This window comes from uncultured Thiodictyon sp. (genome assembly GCF_903828115.1).
Lineage (GTDB): Bacteria > Pseudomonadota > Gammaproteobacteria > Chromatiales > Chromatiaceae > Thiodictyon.
Genome location: NZ_CAIKKU010000391.1, coordinates 1 through 4,889, shown reverse-complemented (window position 1 = coordinate 4,889; position 4,889 = coordinate 1). Strand labels below are relative to the sequence as shown.

At 59.0% G+C, this 4,889-nt stretch carries 5 protein-coding genes; 1 reads left to right on the top strand and 4 read right to left on the bottom strand.

Annotated features, from left to right (window positions below; all coding sequences use genetic code 11):
* Nucleotides 1-164 precede the first annotated feature (164 nt).
* A complete protein-coding gene (locus tag QZY48_RS14390; RefSeq protein WP_295431867.1) occupies nucleotides 165-494 on the top strand; it encodes a type II toxin-antitoxin system RelE/ParE family toxin in 330 nt (109 codons plus the stop codon).
* A gap of 504 nt (nucleotides 495-998) precedes the next feature.
* Here QZY48_RS14390 and QZY48_RS14385 read toward each other — a convergent pair.
* From QZY48_RS14385 to QZY48_RS14370, 4 genes are all read right to left on the bottom strand, one after another.
* Entirely contained in the window at nucleotides 999-1,547 is a 549-nt protein-coding gene (locus tag QZY48_RS14385) for a hypothetical protein (protein ID WP_295431864.1), read from the bottom strand.
* Nucleotides 1,548-1,549: 2 nt separating this feature from the next.
* On the bottom strand, nucleotides 1,550-2,617 hold the full coding sequence (locus QZY48_RS14380) for an ATP/GTP-binding protein (protein ID WP_295431861.1): 1,068 nt from the start codon (nucleotides 2,615-2,617) through the stop codon (nucleotides 1,550-1,552).
* 167 nt (nucleotides 2,618-2,784) lie between these two features.
* Entirely contained in the window at nucleotides 2,785-4,482 is a 1,698-nt protein-coding gene (locus QZY48_RS14375; protein ID WP_295431858.1) for a restriction endonuclease subunit S, read from the bottom strand.
* On the bottom strand, nucleotides 4,479-4,889 hold a 411-nt coding region (locus QZY48_RS14370), incomplete at its 5' end, for an N-6 DNA methylase (protein WP_295431856.1). The genes QZY48_RS14370 and QZY48_RS14375, both read right to left, overlap by 4 nt.

Genomic DNA, 4,889 nt, shown 5'->3' with positions numbered 1-4,889 from the left:
TGGTGGAACAGCGTGAGGCCGAGGATGCAGCGCGACTGGACGCGTTGCGGCAAGCGGTCGACAGCGGTATTCGCGATATCGATGAAGGCCGGTTTGACCTGTTGAGCACACGCAGCCAGATCGCCGCCTATATGGACGAGATCGACGCGAGTCCTATTGCTTAGATGAAGCGGCTTGTCGTTTCCGCATCCGCGCGCCGGGATATCGCCGACGCCTTGCAGCACAGCGTCAGGCGCTGGGGGCCGGCGCAACGTCGGCAATATCGCGCGTTGATCGAAAACACGCTGGGCGATCTACTCGAGCACCCGGAGCACCCGGCAAGCCGTCGGCGGGACGACATCCGGCCCGGCATTCGTACCTTCCACATCGCACGACGGGGCCGTACTGCCCGTCATTTCATTGTCTATCGTATAGCTTCGAACGGTGACATCCATGTGCTCCGGCTCCTGCACGATGCGATGGATCTGTCCCGCGCGCTGGCGGACGTTCCCTGATCGAAGGCGGCAAGCGTCCAGTCCAGGGCCGGGCTGGAGTATCCCCGCCTGCCTGGCGACGCGAGAATCGACACGCGCCGGGCCGCGGTTTCTGCTTCTTCGTGGAAATACGTATACTGTCCCCGGAATTCCCGTCAAGATACCCGACTTCAACCGGATAAGGGATCTGGCGAACGGCAGTTATTCGTCGTTCGACGATCGGGCCGGATGATCCGCGCCCGCCGGTGCTCCCGATCGTGCTCTGCAACGGCGCCGAGCCCTGGACTGCCAAGACCGACCGGGCCGACCTGATCGACCCGCGCCTGCCGCCGCAACTTCGCCACTGGCAGCCCCAGATGCGATCGGGTGCGCGGGGATCTCACGTAGAGCTATCGTTTGTGGTACGTCCCCTATTTCCCTGCTCTGCTACCGTGGCAGGAAATTCGAGTGGGAACCGTGGTCTGTCCCCGGTATCGCCAAACTCTGCTTGGGAACCCGGGGAAGGCAAAACCAGTGGAACAGACCTCATGATAACTTCCGAATATAGGGGCGGAACCGGGGGTGGTTGATCAGTCGGGTATAGTCGAGCAACGCGACTGAAGAAACGTCGGCTAGTGCAATACGCCCGCGCAGGCGCTGGTTGAGCATGTCTCGCAGGGGCCCCAGGTGTATTGTCAGGGCAGCGGGCAACTCGATAGCGACGACCAGCCGCAGCGGCAACCTGGCACGGGCCGGCGTCGGCAATTGCGCCCTCAGCGCTTGTCCCCTACCGGTGCCGGCCCAAGCGGCGAGCAGCATCAATAGAGAATCGGTGAGCTTGTCGATCAGCGTCTGAAAGCGCCACGGGATGGGCAGTCTCTGCCCGGGCACGAAGTCGGCACCACTCAGCGTTGCGCACGAGCCGCCATAGTCGCGCACCTCAAGCAGGAGCAGTTCACCATTGTCGATCCAGGCGAAGTCCATTTCTTTCAGGTGCTGCCCGCAGAGGGCCTGATAACCCGGCAAGTCGGCGAAACGGAAATGGGCGCCGACAGGTAAGCTGACACTCAGTCCGGATTCCTCGTAGACGACCATACTCACTCCCCAAGGTCCAGCCGGACGTCTTCGTCGAATAGCATGAGGGATTGCTGGATGATGGGGTTGTCCGGCAGCCCCTCGGCCAGGTGCGTAGCGATACCGACCACGCCTGCGCCCGCCTGCCGGCGCAGATCGAGCAGGGTATAGTCCGCCGCGTGCCGACGCGCGAGTTGTTCCAGGCGCTTCAGCAGGAAATAGCTGTGGGTCGTGAGATAAACCTGAATCCCAGACTGGGCGAACTGATGTAGCATTTCGGCAAACAGGATGACCGCACGTGGATGCAGATTGACCTCCGGTTCATCGACGAACAGCAGGCAACCGGTCATGGGCGAGATACGGCGATTACGCATCAGGCGCGAGAGGATGCCGATCTTCTTGATGCCCTCCGCCGTCTGGTGCATGTTGAATCGTTCCTTGCCGCGCTGAAACCAGATGCCCTCGCTATCGAGATCGATTTCGCCACCGCCAGTGACGTCCTCGAGATGGTTGATCGCGGTATTGATGTTCTGTTGCAGTTTGCCGCGCACCAGGGGCTGGCGGAAATCCTGCAGCAGGTCATAATAGGTATCGTCGAAGGCCGCGATCTCTGCGCCCTCGCGGGTGGCGACGATCGCATCGTAGATGGACAGGATTTCTTTGGGCGGAAGGAAGGTGCTTTTCTTTTCGTTCATCTCCTCGACGTTATTTCTTTGGAACTCGAGGATCTTGCTGACGGTGTCCTTGCCAAAGCCGAAGCTTAGGTTGCCATTGTTGTTCCAGCCGAGATCCACGCTCAGGCGATTGCCGGAGCCGCGAGAAACCAGCCTGCCCAGTTCGAGCTTCTGTGGCAGGAAGGTCCAGCGCAGCTTATTGGCCAGCAGTTCCGGGAGGTCTTTTGGTTCGGGGCCGGCACGCTTCTTCGCGTAGTCCTCCATCGCCCGTGCCATGGCATAGAGCAACTTCAGCAGGTGCGTCTTGCCGGTGTCGTTTTCGCCAATGATGACGTTCAGTGAGCCATGGTCTTGCCAGTCCAGTTGCTGCTGAAAGGCAACAAAGTTCTCGGCCTTTAAGGACTTTAATATTTGCATGGATTTCTCGAATCAAGCGCTGCTTGGAATGCGGTCCGGAAAGCTCCGCTTTGAGTCTGTGCGAAGCGATGCGCTTCCTGCCTTGCCGCCACTGGAAGCAGAGCTTGCGGCGCCAGGTTCCCAAACGGAGCATGGGAGGAAGGGCAAGACCGGGTTGGCCTTGCCGCTCAAGCGGCGGCCTCAAGCGCCGGGGCCAGCGCATCGCGCAGCACGGCTTCGAGCAGGCGGCGGCTGTCGGTTTGGGTGGTGGTGAGGTTCGCTTCCAGTTGGTCGCAGACGGCCATCAGTTCATCGACCTTGGCGACGATGCGGTGTTGTTCGGCGAGGGGCGGGATAGTCAGGGGTAAGCGCTTCAACTTTGCTGCCTTAATGCCCTTTGCCGTCATACCTGTGGCCGTCTTACTCAAGATGGCCTGAAACGGCTCAGAAAGAAGCTGAAGGACCAGGAAGTCGGCATCAATAGCGCCGTATAGACTAAAATTAATCACCCTCTGAGCCAGGGCAAATCGCCCAGGTATGTGTACTACTGCGGCGTTGCCCATCGGTGCTTCCGTTGTAAAAAGCACGTCACCGTCCTTTGGAATGCCCCGAGTCATCCAACTCGAATAGACATCTTCCGAGATAAATTCTTCTGGATAATGATTGATGACACCTGGCTTGACGTTCTTCGCAGTTATTAATCGAACCCCCGATTTAAGCTTTGTTGGCGTCTTTCCGCGGTAATCGATAAAAAGGGCTAAATCGGCCACACCACGCCAGCACCATGATGCCGGCACATTCCATCTAGCGTCCTGGGCAAGCAATTCTTGTGCATCAGCATCGGCGCGTCGATCATGACTTGCAATTGCTTTTCTGTTCGTGTCATTCTTAACGAGTGTAGTTGAGGCCGGCTCGTCATTTTGGTCTTGAGGAACAAGTCGGCCACGGACGGCCAGGTTGAGGATGGTCTGACGCAGGGTCTTGATGTGCTCAGGTCGGGTGGTGAGGCGCGGAAAGTGGATGAGGTGAAAGCGGGCGTGCTCCCTCAAGGTGGTCTCGCCCTCGGCAGAGGGGGCGGGCTGGTTGATGCGGCTCAGGCTGGCCGCCACCAGCCGGTCGCGCCGCTGCTCCCGCTTGTTCTGCGCCGCCTCCAGCCGATCGCACAGGGCCATCAGCTCATCGACCTTGGCGACGATGCGGTGTTGTTCGGCGAGGGGCGGGAGCGGCACTTGCACCAGCTCCATTTTTTCCTTGGTCATGTGAAGCATCGACACGCCGTGCCCAGAGTCTTTGATCTCTTGCGTCTTGTGAAGAAGGAATCTGTAAAAGTAGTTCTTGTCGAGATTCAGTTCGTCATGAAGACTCAGCTTCCAAATGTGATAGTGATAGATTACTTTTGGACCAGGCCATATGAAAGGCCCGAATGAGGCTGACCACGAGAACAGGAGATCTCCTTCATCACAGTACTTATCATCGTCAAGCGTGAGATTTGAGTAATACCAATGATCAGAAGTAAAAAGGTTGCCGACACGTAACACTGGGGTGCCTTCGTCCAGAAGCTCATTCTTTGAGTACGCGCGCCCATTAAGTACAGCCGTCAGATCAGCCAGCGATACCCAGGTCCAACCGCTGGGCAACTGATAGGCAGTTTGATCGGTATCGGCGATATATTTTCCCTTGCCAGGCTTCGCTCTATCTTTCAAATTGCGGCCAGCCTTCGTCGCCTGAATCCGCTTGAGCAACTCCGCTGCCGGTTCATCGTCTGGGTCCTGCTCCTCCAGCTTCCCGCGAACAGCCAGATCGAGAATGAACCGCCGTAACCGCGGCACGGCGTCAGGCGCATCTACGATACGGTCGAAGTGCTTGAGTAATTGCTCCTGGTTCATCGCAGTAACGCCTCGGCCAGGATGCCCTTCAGTTGATCGCGCAGTTCAGCGGCCCGTTGTTCATCCTGCTCCAGCTTGGCCAGCAGTTCCTCCGGGTCGCCGTGATCGTCGGCGACCGTGTGCGGATTCTTGAAGTCCAGGTTGTAGCCGCGTGCCTTGATCGCGTCGATATCGACCCGCCACGCCTGCTCGGTCTCCTGCCGGCCGGCCCGCTCGGGGCCGCCCCACCAGTCGACGCAGCCCTGGAAGTGCTCGACCCGGATGGGCTTGGTCATCGAATACGCCTTCTGGCCCGCGGGCACCTGGTGCTCGTAGAACCAGAGTTCCCGCGTCGGCTCACCCTTCTCAAAGAAGAGCAGGTTGGTGCCGATGCTGGCGTAGGGTTTGAAGACGCTGTTGGGCAGGCG